Source organism: Paenibacillus xylanivorans, assembly GCF_001280595.1.
GTDB lineage: Bacteria > Bacillota > Bacilli > Paenibacillales > Paenibacillaceae > Paenibacillus > Paenibacillus xylanivorans.
The window spans coordinates 83092-98042 of sequence record NZ_LITU01000059.1 but is presented as its reverse complement, the minus strand read 5'-3'; the positions used below and the strand labels follow the sequence as shown (position 1 = coordinate 98042).

Below are 14951 nucleotides of genomic sequence, written 5' to 3'. Positions count from 1 at the left end.
TGTTCGTGATGGTTTGGAGGATTAAACATGTCCGTACGCTTTGTTATTGGCCGGGCAGGCAGCGGCAAGAGTGCGCTGATTACCCGGGAAATCACATCCCTGCTTCAAAAGGAACCGCAAGGTAAACCACTAATTCTGCTGGTTCCCGAACAAAGTTCGTTTCGATCCGAGCAGTCACTGGTATCTTCCGGGGCTATTAAAGGTACCATGCGTGCTGAAGTGCTTGGTTTTCGCCGATTGGCTTACCGGGTAATGCAGGAGGCAGGTGGTTCTGCGCGCATTCCCATTGGAGCTGAAGGGAAAAAAATGCTGCTTTATAAAGTGCTCCAGCGTCGCAAGGAGGAATTGAAGTTGTTTGGAGCATCGGGCAGCCAGCTGGGATTTATAGGAGACCTGAATGACTTATACAGTGAGTTTAAACGTTATGAGCTTGACCCCACTTCGCTGGAAGAAGGACTTTCCGCATGGAATACTTCCTCCTCTTCAGCACCGATTCTGGGAGACAAGCTGCATGACTTGCTTCTTATATACCGTGACTATGAAAGGGAATTGACTGAACTATATATCGATGATGAAGACACGTTGACTGAACTGACAGAGCGGTTGTCGGAAAGCACGTTGCTGCAAGATGCACAGATCTGGATTGATGGATTCCAGGGATTTACCCCGCAGGAAATGAGTGTCATTGGAAGACTGATGCTGCAAGCTTCTTCAGTAACGATTGCACTGACGTTGGATCGTGCTTACGATCACGGCGCACTTCCTGGAGAACTGGAGCTGTTCCATCCCACAGCGAGTGCTTATGCACGTCTCAAAGGCATGGCTGTGGATCTGGGTGTCCTTAATGAGACAACCGTGCTTCAACCGGAAATCTCGCCTAGATATGAAGGTAGTCCTGGACTGGCTCATTTGGAGGCTGGCTTTGATCGCAGGGTTCGGTGGATGAGTGAAGGTCGCGATGCGGGTGTCCGACTTTATGCAGCTGAGAACCGCCGGGCGGAGATGGAAGGGGCATTGCGTGAGATGCGTCGTCTGGCGCAAGATAAGGGTGCGCGTTACAGGGATATGGCTGTACTCGTTCGTCAGCTGGACACATACGCCGACATTGCTGAGCCCTTATTCAGAGACTATGGCGTGCCTGTCTTTCTCGATCGGAGAAGAAATGAACTACATCATCCATTATCTGAATTTATTCGTTCGGCACTGGATATCGTTCGTCGTCGCTGGCGTTATGAGGATGTATTTCGCTGTGTCAAAACGGATCTGCTGCTTCCACGAGACGGTTCCATCACACGTGAAGATATGGACCAGCTCGAAAATTATATATTGGCTTGCGGAATTCACGGATACCGCTGGACAGATGGAAAGCCATGGAAGTACGTACCTAGTTTGTCTCTTGAAGACAATGATCAGGATGTCCGCAGTCGCGGCCGGGAGCAGATGCTGTCCTTAATGGAAAAATGCCGAACGGTGATTGTTGATCCCCTGGGTGCTTTTGAGAAACGAATGAGCAAGGCGAAGACAGCCAAAGACCAATGTGCGGCGCTTTACCGATTAATGGAGGATGCGGAGATTCCTTGGAAGCTGGATCATATGTCTGCTGAAGCCAAGGCCCAGGGGGACCCGGAACGGTCGAGAGAGCATCGTCAAATGTGGGGTGCCGTCCTTGATCTATTGGACCAAATGGTCGATATGATGGGGGCTGAACGGCTGGATATCGATCTGTTTGCCGGGCTTATGGAGACCGGATTGACCGAACTGAAATTGGGACTCGTTCCTCCAGCGCTTGATCAAGTGTTGGTTGGATCTATGGATCGTACACGTCTTCAGGATATCAAGTACGTATTTATTCTGGGTGCGGTAGATGGTGAGCTGCCTGCTGTGCCTCAGGATGATGGTGTATTAACCGAGCAGGAACGACTGCTGTTAACGGAGAGGGGTCTGGGGCTTGGGCCGGGAGCAACAAGACAAATGCTGGACGAACGCTTTCTGATATATACAGCCCTGACAGCGGCGAGCAAACAGTTGTGGCTGAGTTATCCTGTCGCAGATGATGAAGGGAAAACACTACTACCCTCGGAAATTGTACGACATGTGAGGAAGATGTTCGGTCTGCATGAGCAGCCATTACTTGCCCAGCCGCCGGTCACGGATGCAGAAGAGATACACTGGTCTTACGTTATTCATCCTGCTCAAAGCCTCTCTTATCTCATCGGACAATTGCGCAGATGGCGTCGTGGAGAAGATATTTCTGAAATGTGGTGGGCGATCTATAACTGGCATGTCTCTCGGGAGACGAGCAGACCGCAGCTGGAGCAATTGCTTGGATCGGTCTTTTATCGCAATCGGGCGTTACCTCTGCGTACCGCTACCAGCCGTAGATTATATGGTACAGAGGTAAGGACCAGTGTCTCCCGAATGGAGCGTTTTGTGGCGTGTGCGTTCTCCCATTTTGCATCCCATGGACTGCGACTGAAAGAGCGCCAACTGTATCGCTTACAAGCTCCCGACATTGGACAACTGTTCCATGCTGCCTTGAGTCAGCTTGCCATACGTTTGCGTGAGCAGAATCGCAGCTGGGGAAGTCTGTCTCCGGAAGAATGCCGGAAGGAAGCGGAGCACACCGTGGAGCAGATTGCACCACAGCTGCAGGGAGAAATCCTGCTTAGCACGAAACGGTACGGTTACATCTTCCGCAAGCTGAAGGATATCGTAAGCCGGGCGTCGGTTATTCTGGGTGAACAGTCCAGAAGGGGAAGCTTTGAACCGATTGGGCTGGAGCTTGATTTTGGACCAGGGAAACCCTTGCCACCGCTGCGTTTTGAATTAGAAAATGGCTGTGTGATGGAGATTGTGGGTCGTATCGACCGCGTTGATGTGGCTGAAGGAGAGAACGGCCTGCTGTTGCGAGTTATTGATTATAAATCCAGCCAGACCGATCTCAAACTGCATGAGGTATATTATGGCCTGTCATTACAGATGCTCACGTATCTGGAGGTGCTGCTTAGTGCTGCCGAGGATTGGCTTGGAGAATCAGCGATGCCTGGAGGAACACTCTATTTTCATGTGCATAACCCGTTGCTTCAATCCGCGAACGGCATGACATCTGAGCAGGCAGGACAAGAACTGCTGAAACGATTCAAAATGAAAGGTTTGCTGCTGGCGGACCGGGATGCGATTGCTCAAATGGACAATACCCTGGACAAGGGCTATTCAGCCATTATTCCGGTTGCTCTTAAGGCGGATGGCAGCTTTTATAGTAGTGCTGCTGTAGCTACACCGGAGCAATGGGATACCTTGCTTGCTTCAGTTCGCAGTAATATCCGCGAGATTGGCACCCGAATCACGGAAGGGGATGTGGCGATTGAACCTTACCGTATCCAGCAGGAGGTTGCATGCACCTTCTGTCCGTACAAGCCAGTCTGTCAATTTGATGAAAATATCGAAGGTAATGAATATAATCTGTTGTCCAAACCGGGCAAACAGCAAATCTGGGACATGCTGTCTCAGGGCAAGGGAGGGGAAACATCATGACGAATATGCCAAAACCAGAGGGAAGCTTCTGGAGTGATGACCAATGGAGTGCCATCTCACAGAGCGGGGAAGACATTCTGGTTGCTGCTGCAGCGGGTTCCGGGAAGACAGCTGTATTGGTTGAACGGATTATTCGCAAGATCGCAGACCCTTCCCGCGGATTCAGCGTAGATCGTTTGCTGGTCGCTACATTTACAAAAGCAGCTGCTGCCGAGATGAAACAGCGGATTCGGGAAGCGCTGGAACGTGCACTTGAAGAGCAGCCTGCGGAGGAACATCTGCGCAAACAACTGTCACTGCTTGGGCGTGCTTCTATTACGACACTGCATTCATTCTGTATGGAAGTCATCCGTCGGTATTATCAGCAAATACCGCTAAACCCGGCTTTCCGGATTCTGAATGAAAATGAAGCCGAAATCATGCGGCAGGAATTGTTGGAGCAGTTGTTTGAAGAAAAGTACGGTGAAGAAGACGAAGGCAGTACATTCCGCGAATTGGTGGATTGGTTCAGTGGGGAACGAAACGATGATGCTATGCATCGACTTGTGCAGCGATTGTATGATTTTTCCCGCAGTCATTCCTGGCCGGATCATTGGCTTGCGGAGATGGCATCTGCTTTTCAGGTGGAAAGTGTCGAGGCACTTGGTCATTCTGCATGGGTTCAGAGTATTTTGCGCGATGCCGCCCTTGCTTTGAGTGGTGCTGCGGGTCTGCTGCGCCAAGGGATCAGCATATCGATGCAGCCGGAAGGCCCGAAACCTTATGCAGATACATTAAAAGAAGATTTGGCCATGGTCGAAGAGCTTCTTTCTGCTGTTGAGGTTATGCCGTGGGAAAGATTGCCTGAAGTGTTTCAGCCAGCAGCTTTTGGCAAGCTGAAGCCTTGCAAAAAGGACCAGACGGACCCGGGGTTACAAGAACAGGTCAAGGAATTGCGTGAAGCTGCGAAAAAAGCCGTTACAGATCTGAAAGGGTCGTTGTTTGGAAGAAGTGCTTTTTCTTTCTGGCAGGAGCTGGAACAGGCGGCACCACTAATGCAAGAGCTGTCCAAGCTGGTCAGTGCATTTGGAGAGCGATATCGACAGGCCAAGCAGGAGCGCGGTCAGGTCGATTTCAGTGACCTGGAGCATTACTGTCTTCATATTTTGCGTCATGAGGATTCTACACCTGAGCTTTCCATGCCTTCGGATGCAGCAATGGAATACCGGGCACGTTTTGATGAAGTGCTGCTGGATGAATATCAGGATACCAATACGGTACAGGAAGATATCGTCAGATTGATCTCCAGAGAAAATCCGGGGAATCGCTTTATGGTTGGTGATGTAAAACAGAGCATTTACCGTTTTCGTCTGGCTGAGCCTGGTCTGTTTCTGAACAAGTACCGTCAATATGCAGCGTATACGAATATGGATGCGGACAGAGAGAACCGCTCATTACGTGCAGGACGACGTATTGATCTTGCGCGGAACTTCCGTAGTCGGGCAGAAGTAGTCCATTCGGTTAATATGTTATTCAAGCAGCTCATGAACGAAGGGGTTGCCGAGATTGCCTATGATGAACGAGCGCAGCTCGCTTATGGGGCTACTTTCCCGGCAGAGACGCTTGGAGATGAGGCATATACGCCTGAACTCATGCTGATCGATCGTCAAGGTGGAGGACCCGATCTAACGGAAAACACGGATGAGAACGGGGATGCGTTGCCTTCTGCTGAGCTGGAGAGTGCCGAGCTCGAAACAGTCCAGCTGGAGGCTCGGGCCATGGCTCGCCGTATTCGTGAAATGGTCGGAGATACGGATAAACCAGCCCTCAATGTTTATGATAAAGCCCTCCAATCCATGCGACCTGCGCGTTACGGAGACATTGTTATTTTGCTGCGTTCTGCCCTGATGTGGGCTCCACTCATGATTGAGGAATTCAGACAACAGGGTATTCCTGCCGGAGGGGAGCAAAGCAAAGGGTATTTTCAGGCGACGGAAGTGGAAGTAATGTTGTCCTTGCTGCAGATTGTGGATAATCCAAGGCAGGATATTCCGCTTGCTTCCGTGCTTCGTTCACCAATTGTGGGACTGGATGAAGAGGAATTGGCTCAGATTCGTCTTGGGGACAAAAGACAGTCTTTCTATGACGCTGTTGTTTCAGCTACAGGAGCATTCGCAAGTTCGTCTAATGTTTCCAGACAGCATGGAGAGCACGCTTCACATCCTGATTTATCCGCAATTCAGCTGCAATGGCCGGAAGTCTGGTCAGAGATTGAACAGGGGCAACGGGAATCGGCGGTATCCGCAGAGGCAGATGTTATCGAACAAATACATGAATCCCATGTGGATGCAGATGGGGTTATTGCTGGTATTGATGCAAGTATGGGTGGAAGTATAAGTGACGATGCGGAGAAGGTAAACATTGGCAGCACTGAGCTGCAACAAAAGTTAATTCGTTTTATGCGTCAGCTGGAGCAGTGGCGGCTTGAAGCCAGACAGGGCAGCTTGAGCGAACTCATTTGGCGCATGTATCGGGAAACGGGTTATCTGGACTGGGTTGGTGGCCTACCTGGAGGTATGCAGCGTCAAAGTAACCTGAAGGCCCTATATGATCGCGCGCGGCAATATGAGGAGGCAACGGCCAACCGTGGATTGTTCCGTTTCCTGACCTACGTGTCCAGACTACGTGAGAACGGTGGAGATCTTGGGACTGTAGCAGGTGGTTCTGGTGAGCAGGACAATGCAGTACGCATCATGACGATTCACCGGAGTAAGGGCTTGGAATTCCCTATTGTTTTTGTCGGGGGTATATCCAAAATGTTCAATCAGCAGGACCTGAATTCGCCGTTTCTGATGCATAAAGAGCTGGGATTTGGACCGAGGTTCGTGGATCGTGAGAATCGGGTTGCCTATCCAACTTTGGCAAATCTGGCGATTCGTCGTCGTGCCCAGTTTGAGCTGCTTGCCGAAGAGATGCGGGTGCTCTATGTGGCTTTGACCCGTCCAAAAGAGAAAATGATTTTGGTCGGTACGGTGAAAGATGTTGTTAAAAAGGCACTGGCCTGGTCTCAGATTAAGGACAGTCCGGAACGGGTATTGCCTGACTATCTGCTTGCAGCTGGACGTAGCTATCTGGACTGGATCGGTCCATCCCTGATGAGACATCCAGACGCAGCTTTGCTGCGTGAACTTGCGGGAGGCACTGATTCATATGCTGCCTGCCTTGTTGATGATGAATCACGCTGGGGCATTTCCGTCATTTCTGCTGATCAAGTATCCCGGGAAAAATTTGCGGATCAGACGCTTGGTGAGGATGAAGGCATGACAGAAGTGCGGAAAGAGCGAATTGCTGCCCTAAAAGCAGTTCAGCCTGTAGAGCTGTTTCCTTCCTCAATTGAAATAGAGATGACCAAGGATGGACAGGATGCAGCTCTGCGAGACATCGGGGATGAAGGTGTATTTACAGCAGCAGGTGGGCAAGAGAGCGTACAGCTAATTCGCGAGGTAGATAAACGGCTATCGTGGACATATCCCCATCAAGAAGCAACTCAAGTGGCTGCCAGCACATCGGTCACCGAGCTGAAAACATTGCTTGCGATGCAGGACCATCAGTCCGTTCAGATGATGGATGAAATGGAAGAACAATCGGAGGCTTTCACGGTTTCTGAGAACCGTGGGCTGAAGGATGGAGGATCGTCCTTTAAATTGCATCTGCGTCGTCCCAAATTCATGGAGGAGAAACAATTGACTGGAGCCGAGCGGGGAACGGTGTATCATACGTTGATGCAGCATCTGCCTGTGGATGGCTCACCCGTTGATTCGCAAATCGTTGAGCAGACACTTTTGCGGTTAGTCGAGCTTCAAATTTTGCTCCCCTATCAGGCAGAGGTTATTGAATCTGAACAACTGGCCGGATTCTTCAATACAGAGCCTGGGACAGAATTGTTGCGTGCGGAGTGGGTGAAACGGGAGATTCCGTTCATTTACGGACTTCCGGCACATCAGTCTCCTGCCGAATGGCTCCATGAACTGTTACCGAATGCCGGCATGCAAACCCTGGAGGAAGACGGTAAGATGCAGGCATCCCTAGAAAATGAGACGGTACTGGTACAGGGGATTATCGACTGCCTGTATGAGGTGGATGGCGAGCTTGTTTTACTCGATTACAAGACAGATCAAGTGTTGGAGCATCGCGGCGGATTGGACAAACTGACCGAAAACTATCGGTTCCAGCTGGAGCTGTATGGCCGGGCAATTGAAGATATTCTGGGTCGTAAAGTCGACCGGAAGTGGTTGTACTTTTTTGATGGCGGACATGCAGTGAAACTATAAAGTGAATTTTTCAAACGGCCGGATGGAATTCGTATCATTGTATTTTGCATGAGAGAGGGGTTGAACGGACGATGCGCATTTTGCACACAGGGGACTGGCATCTGGGAAAAACGTTGGAGGGACGGAGCCGGCTGCGGGAGCAGGAGGATTTTGTGGATGAGCTTGTTAGACTCGCGGATGAGCAGCAAGCAGATGCCGTATTGATGGCTGGAGACGTGTATGATTCCGTAAATCCGCCTGCATCGGCGGAACAGCTTTTTTACGAGGCTGCGGCGCGTCTGACGGAACATGGGAGACCACTTGTGGTCATTGCCGGAAATCATGATCAGCCGGAGCGAGTGGCTTCGGTGACCCCGCTTGTGAACAGACAGGGAATTACACTTGTAGGTATGCCTACTTCAGAAGCAGTTACGATCCATGCAAAGCGAACTGGAGAGACTGCGCAGATTGCTGCATTGCCATATCCTTCGGAGGCGCGACTGAACGAATTGCTGACAACGGATGGGGACGAGAATGTGCTTCGCCAGGCATACAGTCGCCGGGTTGGCATGTTAATGCAGCGTCTGGCTGCTTCTTTTCGTCCGGATACGGTGAATTTGGCGATGAGCCATATTTATGTTCTGGGCGGGGTTGAAAGTGATTCGGAACGTCCGATTCAGGTAGGGGGCGCCTATACGGTTGACCCTTCTGCACTATCGACAGGTGCGCAATATACAGCACTGGGTCATCTCCATCGTGCCCAGGCAGTTAAAGGAGAAGGTGTGATTCGATATAGTGGTTCTCCGCTGGCCTACAGTTTCTCCGAAGCGGGGCAGAGCAAGTCCGTCACCATGGTTGATCTGGCACCAGGTGGAGCCGCAAATGTGGAAGAATTACTGTTGACCTCGGGCCGCCCACTTGTGCGCTGGAAGGCGCGTGGCGGTCTGGCTGAGGTCTATCGGTGGCTGGATGAAGGGCGTGATCCTCAGGCTTTTATCGATATGGAAGTATGGCTGGATGATGCCATGTCCCTGAAGGAGATTCAGCAGATACGGAAGTCTCATGAAGGGATCATACATATTCGTCCGGTCTATCCCGAGATGGCGGCAGCGGGGCTTTTGGAGCAACGTTCCGAGCTTCCGGTACATGAGCTTTTTCTCAAATTTTACCAGCGTCAAACGGGTGGGGCATTACCAGAAGACAGTCTGGTACAACTGTTCCTTGAACTTGTCGATGAGGACGAGCCGGGTGTGCGTGAGGAGGTCGAAGGAAATTGAAGCCGATTCTATTAAAAGTTGCGGGTCTGCAAAGCTATCGGGAGACTCAGGAGATTGACTTCACCGTATTGACGGAAACGGGATTGTTCGGAATCTTTGGTCCTACAGGCAGCGGGAAATCTTCTCTGCTTGACGCGATTACGCTCGCGATGTACGGAAAAGTGGAACGAGCGGTTAACGGTACCCAAGGGATTATGAATCACGCCGAGGATTCATTGTCTGTTGCCTTTACATTTGAACTTGTATCGGCAGAGGGTACAAGAAGATTTCGGGTGGAACGACGCTTCAAACGAAACAATGAGATTTCGGTAAGTAACACAATCAGCAAATTCATTGAGACCGTTAACGGGGAGGAACAGGTGCTGGCTGATAAACTGGCAGACGTGAACCGCTGCGTTGAAGATGTCATTGGGTTGAAAATGGATGATTTTACGCGTGCCGTTGTGCTTCCACAAGGGAAATTCGCTGAGTTTTTGTCGCTGAAAGGCAGTGAAAGACGCCAGATGTTGCAACGCTTATTTCATTTGGAGAAATATGGAGATCAGCTTGCCATCAAATTAAGTCGACGGGTGAAGGATAATGATATGGTTCATCAGTCACTGGCCGCGGAGCAACAGGGGCTTGGCAATGCCAGCAAAGAGACGTTGGCAGAAACGGAGCATCTTCTTCAAGCTGCTGTGAAGCAGTCCAAGTTGTCGCGTAAAGCCCTTGATGAAGTAATGAAGGAAGCCGAACAGCTCGGCAAAGTCCGTGAGTTAAGCCAAGAACGGCAGGTCCGTACGGAGGAACACGAAAAGCTGAAAGCACGTGAGCCACAGATTCAGGCAGGTGAGCAACGGTTGAAACAGGCCGGGGCGGCAGATACGATACTCCCTTCATTGCAGACGATGCGTGATACAGCAGACAAGCAGAAGTTGCGTGAGGATGCAGCCGGGATTGCTCACCAGCAAGCGGTGGAACACGAACGGTTGTCTGTACTGGAAGCAGAGAAAGCCGAGACGGCACGTGTCCAGATGGCTGAGGAAGAACCCAAGCTACTGCTTCGACTGGAACAGCTGGAACAGGCCAAGGCGTTACAACGGGAACGGGACGGACTCCGAGAGGATAGTACCCGTCTTAAGCAACTTCTGGACAAAGGGCAGGCGGAACAGAATGTCATCGGACAGCAGCTGGAGAAAGAAAAAGAACTTCAACAGCGTGGCCGCAAACGACGGGAAGAATTGCAGGAAAGCCTGAAGCCGAATGAAGTAAAGTCCGAAGAACGCAGACAGCTGCAGGCTGCACTGGAATTGAAGCATCGTCTGGATACGGCAGCGGAGCAATTGCGCCAGAACAAGGCTGAGATGGAAGCCAATAAGCAGTCGGCAGAACAGGGGGCCGATAAGCTGAGGCTGGCAGCCCAGGAAGAGAGCCGTCTGAGTGAACAGCGTCAGCATCTGATTGAACAGACGGCAACGGGGCTGGAGGCCTTGCTTGCTTGTGAGCAGGACATTGGTCGCGAACAGAGCCTGCTGGCCAGGGCGGAGGAGCAGCTGCGCGGAACGATGCGCGAGCAGGAGCTGCACCGGCTCTCCTCCGCTTTGCGCGCCGAGCTGCGCGACGGCGAGCCATGCCCGGTGTGCGGCTCCGCACACCACCCGCTCCCGGCTGCGCCGCCGGGAGAAGGTCCGCCCGCAGGCGATGCGGACCTGGAACTGCTGCGCAGCCTGCATGCGGAGCTGCAGGAGCTGCGCTTTGGGCTGCGCCAGCAGCTGCACGAACGTCGCAGCCTGCTGACGCAGCTTGGCGCTGCGGCCGGCGGAGCACCGGCCGCAGCCGAGGCCGCACCTGCGGCTGCGGAGCCAGAGTCCGCCGGGTCGCCCGTACACGGGCGCTCCCCGGCGGACTGGGCGGAGCGTGCCGCTGCACTGCGCGAAGCCGCGCGGGCGCTGGCCGCTGCCGCAGCGCCGCTGCAAGCGGAAGCCGCCGCGTTGCAGCAGGCGGCTGTGGGCGCGCAGCAGCGCCGCATGGAAGCGGCTGCTGCGCAAGAGGCCGGCCAAGCCGGGTTCGCCCAGGCGGAGCGCAGGCTGGCCGAGAGTGAGGCCGCCGCAGCCGCCTTGCACGGCCGCTGGGCCGCGGAACTGCCAGGCATCGCTCAGGAGGAGGCCATGGCCCTTCATCAGACGATGCAGGAGCGCGACGCGCGCGCAGAAGACATCAAAGAACGATTGACTAAGAGCGTGACGTTCCTTGAAGAGAAGGAACACCTGGTACAGTCCCTCCAGCAGAAGCTGGTTGAATTGGACAAACAACTGATTCAGTGGCAGACGGAATGGCAAGGAAACAGCAAACAGCTTGCAGAGAAGGAAGAACGTCTGCGTCAATGGGTTGGTGAGCAACGGGTCGAGGACTTGATTGCTGCTGCCCAGACTCGACTGGATGAACTGCGAAGAGTAGCTGCTGATTCGGTACAGCGTTTCAAGGAAGCGGATGCGTTGAAGCAGGAATCGGCCAAGAAGGATGTCATGGCTCATCAGGCCGCAGCCTCGGCAGCAGAGCATTTGCAGCAGGCACAGGAACGCTGGAAACAATTGCTGGATCAATCGCCGTTTGACTCGGAGAATGCCGTTATGGAAGCTGCCCTCCCTTCCGAAGAAGCCGAGCGGCTGGCCGCGGAAATTCAGCAGCACCGGGAGCGTGATCGTGAACTTGCTTCTCAATTGCGTGAGCTGGAACAAAAACTGGGCGGAGCCGTTGTATCCGAGGAACAATGGTTGGCATGCACAGAGCGATTGCAACTGTCTCGTGCAGAGGATGAAGAGGCTCTTAGAGCCAAGGCGCGTGCAGAACGGGATCTGGAAGATGTGCAGCAGCGACACGTTCGCTGGACCGAGTTGGAGAACAAACGGGTGGAAGTGAGCCGACAAGGTGAAATGCTTAGCAAACTGCAAGCAGCTTTCAGAGGTAACGCGTTTGTTGAGTATATTGCAGAAGAGCAGCTGATGCAGGTTAGTCAGGCGGCTTCACAGCGCCTGCGCTTCCTGACCAAACAACGCTATTCACTTGAAGTGGATTCGGGTGGCGGCTTTGTCATCTGTGACGATGCAAACGGCGGGGTTAAACGTCCGGTGTCCACCTTATCCGGTGGGGAGACGTTCCTGACATCGTTGTCGCTGGCCTTGGCTCTATCTGCCCAGATTCAGCTGCGCGGTCAGTATCCGCTGCAATTCTTCTTCCTGGATGAAGGGTTTGGTACATTGGACCCTGAACTGCTGGATACCGTCATTACATCGCTAGAAAAACTGCATGATGACCGTCTTGCCGTCGGTATTATCAGCCACGTTCCGGAGCTACGGGCACGCTTGCCACGCAAACTTGTGGTTATTCCAGCCGGTGAAGCCGGAGCCGGGTCTCGTGTGGTTCTGGAAACGTTATAGTTAACGGAACACATTACGGTTAAATGAGTCCCCATTGAGATTCCCTCAGGAACCAACCGTAGAAGGTTGATTCCTGAGGGGGAGCTCCTGATTGATTAAGTTTTTTGATTTGAATCTCATTTATATACCCGTTGAGTTAGTTGAGTGAGATAGCTCACAGATACAGGTTCATCCTGTTGTTATACTACAGTTAAGCCGACAAACTTTATGTTAAGTACCCCGGCGGACGTCTGATCAGGAAGCTTCCTGAATAGACGTCCGCAAGCGCATGCTTCCACATGGAAGCTGCAACGGGGTGCTTCTTTTTTTATTTTTCAGCACTTGCCTCTATTTCGAGGTGAATCATCTCCTATGACTTTTCTCAGAAACAGCCCCAATCTTGAAACTCTTGTCATTCACAGTGTCATTTCGCCCAGATCTGAATACCATGAAAGGGTGATGAAGAGAAGAGCATATCCGGGAGGCGTTAGAACGTGGAAAAGGTAGAAGCAAAGAAACTGTGTAAGGAACACATGCATCGCTATGTGTGTATACAGATGCATGACGGTGCCCATTATGACGGCATTGTGGAGAACGTGGATGATGACATGATTTATTTGGCTGTTCCCGTGGGAAATGAAGCCATGGTTAATCATGCGAACTGGGGACCCAATATGATGCCAGGTACTTATCCTGCTCATGCGCGGGGATTCTTCCCGGGCTTTGGCTATCCATACCCTTATTATGGTTACGGTCGTAGACGGTTCAACAGGCTGGTACTTCCTTTGGCTGGCCTGGCTGTATTATCCTTATTGCCTTATTTTTAATAGAGGGATATGAAGCATCATGCTTGTAGCAAATATAACCGTTCACATCTTTGGTGTACGCTAAGTAGTCCACTAAGATGTGAACGTTTTTTTAGTCATTCATGCCGGTCTGAATGACATAGCCGAAGAGGTTAGATTGGAATTTACTTTTCAGTTCCGGTATGATAGAAGGGTATACATAATTTTTAATTCAAAGGAGGGTGTGAACAATGGATTGCTTATTTTGCAAAATTGTAGAGGGCAGCATTCCCTCCAATAAGGTACTGGAGAATGACCATGTCATCGTCTTTCATGACATCCAGCCCGCTGCACCGACCCATGTACTTGTTATTCCCAAGAAACATATTGCTTCCATGAATGAGGTAACTGCAGAAGACTTGCCGTTGATCGGTGAGATCCATTTGGCTGCGCAGGAAGCGGCCAAGCGTCTCGGTGTTGAAGAGACAGGATACCGACTGATTAATAACTGCGGCAAAGATGGAGAACAAACCGTTCATCATCTGCATTATCATTTGCTTGGTGGGACACGACTTGGCGTGTTGACAAGTTTGTCTGATTCCCACAAATAAACGAGCAAAGCGACTCTAATTCAGGACTTATCCATATATGCATAAAAGGCATGAATATGGAGCTAAAGTTCACATAAAATAAATGATCATTACGTTAAGGTTGACACCTTTATTACCTTTCGCCTATAATGAAAGGTGATGAACCGTGTTATTGCTCTTGGACGGTCTGGTCGGAGGGAGGGAAAACTGGTGTCTGAAACTAAAGTTCGCAAAAACGAGACTATTGATGCTGCACTTCGTCGCTTTAAACGTTCCATCGCAAAAGATGGCGTATTGGCTGAGGTGAAGAAACGTAAGCATTATGAGAAGCCAAGCGTAAAGCGCAAGAAAAAGTCCGAGGCTGCTCGTAAGAGAAAGTTTTAGGAGGATTTTAACTACATGAATCTTAGCGAACGATTGAACGAAGATATGAAGCAAGCGATGAAGAGCAAGGACAAGTTCAAGCTCTCCAACATTCGGTTGATTCGTTCGACGATCAAGAATCTTGAAATAGATTTGAAAAGAGATTTGGATGATAACGAAGTGCTTGATATTCTGAGTCGTGAAATCAAACAGCGCAAAGATGCCCTCCAAGAATTTGACAAAGCGGGCCGTGAAGACCTCGCGGCAAATGCAAAAGCGGAAATTGAATTACTCAGTCAGTACCTTCCCGCACAGCTTACCGAAGAAGAAATTAAAGTTATTGTACAGCAGACCATCCAGGAAACCGGTGCTTCTTCGAAAGCCGAGATGGGGAAAGTCATGTCTGCCCTTATGCCGAAAGTCAAAGGCAAAGCGGACGGCAAACTGGTAAATCAAGCAGTTCAACAATTTCTGCAATAAAGCAAATCAATGAACACCTCCTGACTTGTCAGGGGGTGTTTTTTCCGTTTTTCGTCATTTGATTCGTTACTCAGTTTCCAGAGGCGTACATTTGTTCAAGAGAATTCACAAATATTGCTTTAAAATGGATAATATATATTATTAGGGATTTATAATGTTGCAATTGCTGCCGGTTTCAAATATAATTTTAAGATTTTGAAACGAAATGTTGCATTGTACGTAATAAATACCATAAGCT

The 14951-nt window shown here is 50.9% G+C and carries 8 protein-coding genes; all 8 read left to right on the top strand.

Annotation, left to right across the window (positions count from 1 at the left end):
• Positions 1-27 precede the first annotated feature (27 nt).
• Complete coding sequence (gene addB, locus AMS66_RS13415; RefSeq protein WP_053781277.1) at positions 28-3534, top strand: helicase-exonuclease AddAB subunit AddB; 3507 nt, start codon at positions 28-30, stop codon at positions 3532-3534.
• Positions 3531-7844, top strand: a complete 4314-nt coding sequence (gene addA / locus AMS66_RS13410) for a helicase-exonuclease AddAB subunit AddA (RefSeq protein ID WP_053781276.1) — start codon at positions 3531-3533, stop codon at positions 7842-7844. Before addB ends, addA begins: the two co-directional genes overlap by 4 nt.
• A 71-nt stretch (positions 7845-7915) precedes the next feature.
• Positions 7916-9100: an exonuclease SbcCD subunit D gene (locus tag AMS66_RS13405; RefSeq protein ID WP_053781275.1), complete on the top strand. Its 1185-nt coding sequence runs from the start codon at positions 7916-7918 to the stop codon at positions 9098-9100.
• Complete coding sequence (locus tag AMS66_RS13400; protein WP_053781274.1) at positions 9097-12516, top strand: AAA family ATPase; 3420 nt, start codon at positions 9097-9099, stop codon at positions 12514-12516. Before AMS66_RS13405 ends, AMS66_RS13400 begins: the two co-directional genes overlap by 4 nt.
• Before the next feature lie 473 nt (positions 12517-12989).
• On the top strand, positions 12990-13322 hold the full coding sequence (locus AMS66_RS13395; protein WP_053781273.1) for a hypothetical protein: 333 nt from the start codon (positions 12990-12992) through the stop codon (positions 13320-13322).
• A 209-nt stretch (positions 13323-13531) separates the two neighbouring features.
• On the top strand, positions 13532-13891 hold the full coding sequence (locus AMS66_RS13390; protein ID WP_024628477.1) for a histidine triad nucleotide-binding protein: 360 nt from the start codon (positions 13532-13534) through the stop codon (positions 13889-13891).
• Between the two features lie 189 nt (positions 13892-14080).
• Complete coding sequence (rpsU, locus tag AMS66_RS13385) at positions 14081-14254, top strand: 30S ribosomal protein S21 (RefSeq protein WP_005547957.1); 174 nt, start codon at positions 14081-14083, stop codon at positions 14252-14254.
• A gap of 15 nt (positions 14255-14269) precedes the next feature.
• On the top strand, positions 14270-14713 hold the full coding sequence (locus AMS66_RS13380; protein WP_053781272.1) for a GatB/YqeY domain-containing protein: 444 nt from the start codon (positions 14270-14272) through the stop codon (positions 14711-14713).
• The last annotated feature ends 238 nt before the right edge of the window (positions 14714-14951 follow it).

Excerpts from the sequence above, each read along its gene's own strand:
- addA (WP_053781276.1), top strand. The coding sequence starts at position 3,531 with ATGACGAATATGCCAAAACCAGAGGGAAGCTTCTGGAGTGATGACCAA.
- AMS66_RS13390 (WP_024628477.1), top strand. The coding sequence starts at position 13,532 with ATGGATTGCTTATTTTGCAAAATTGTAGAGGGCAGCATTCCCTCCAAT.
- AMS66_RS13380 (WP_053781272.1), top strand. The coding sequence starts at position 14,270 with ATGAATCTTAGCGAACGATTGAACGAAGATATGAAGCAAGCGATGAAG.
- AMS66_RS13405 (WP_053781275.1), top strand. The coding sequence starts at position 7,916 with ATGCGCATTTTGCACACAGGGGACTGGCATCTGGGAAAAACGTTGGAG.
- addB (WP_053781277.1), top strand. The coding sequence starts at position 28 with ATGTCCGTACGCTTTGTTATTGGCCGGGCAGGCAGCGGCAAGAGTGCG.